The organism is Caenibacillus caldisaponilyticus (assembly GCF_002003465.1).
GTDB lineage: Bacteria > Bacillota > Bacilli > Bacillales > Sporolactobacillaceae > Caenibacillus > Caenibacillus caldisaponilyticus.
Genome location: NZ_BDDQ01000143.1, coordinates 1 through 951, shown reverse-complemented (window position 1 = coordinate 951; position 951 = coordinate 1). Strand labels below are relative to the sequence as shown.

General features: G+C 47.2%; 2 protein-coding genes. Both read right to left on the bottom strand.

Annotation, left to right across the window (positions count from 1 at the left end):
- On the bottom strand, nt 1-531 hold a 531-nt coding region (locus tag CCB157_RS16885; RefSeq protein ID WP_077616945.1), incomplete at its 3' end, for a helix-turn-helix domain-containing protein.
- 131 nt (nt 532-662) lie between these two features.
- The coding region (locus CCB157_RS18170; protein ID WP_238594763.1) for a hypothetical protein at nt 663-951 on the bottom strand (289 nt) is incomplete at its 5' end.

The following is a 951-nucleotide window of genomic DNA, read 5'->3' as shown; positions in this document are numbered from 1 at the left end:
CAACAATTTGACTTGCTGTTCTTCTCGTTCTTTGGCGCACCTTTCCTCCTTGAGCTCATGTTCGTGAACGAGCGTGAGCCGTTTTCTGTCCAATCCGAACTCTTCCTCAAGTACGCCTTGCATAACGAGCGCCTTCTCAATCACGTCACGAATTTCGTGCCATACCTTTTCAGCCGTCTGCTTCCTCCGTTCGGGGTCAATGTGTCGCGCCAAGATGAGTTCCCCCAATGCTTGTTCAGCTTCGTCGAGCTCTTTGAGCAAGATTTCTTTGAGCGCGGCCGGGTGCAAATCCAAGTTAGGAACTTCATCAAGGATGTTTGATATATACCCGCCGCTGCGCTCGTCTATGATGGCGAGGGCTAACCTCCAATTCAACCTGGCGACATTCGCGTCATGATGGTCCGCGAGATCAAGCTTCCCGTTTTCGGCTTTTGAAATCATCGCATGATCGACGTGGAGTTGACGGGCAAGCTCCCGCTGACTGATCCCCCTTTCTTGCCGGTATTGCAAAAGCGCTTCACCAATTGACATGATTTTTTTACCTCCATTCACCAAACAGATATTTTGTTTTGAACGATATCCGATGTATGATTGCATCAGAAACTGATATAGGCTTGTCCAACTATGGAAGGCCGAAGCCTTCTCTTGAAAAATCATTTCAGTTAGGCACTCGCTACCTTCTTACTCTGGGCAAGTTCAGCAGCTTGTCTGGCCTTACGTTCTTTGACGATTCTTTGTGCCGCAGGTATCAGTGCGGCATAGAACTTGTCGCAGGCTTCTTTTGGAAGTTGAAATTTAGCCATGATATCACCCCTTAGCCTCATGTGTATGAGGTCCAGAGTTTGTCCGATCACATGTAGGGATTTTCTTCCTTTTTGTCGAATAAGATCGATAGAAAGGAGGTGAATCGTAGTGAATACTTGCCCAAAATGCGGAAGTTTCAATATGGTT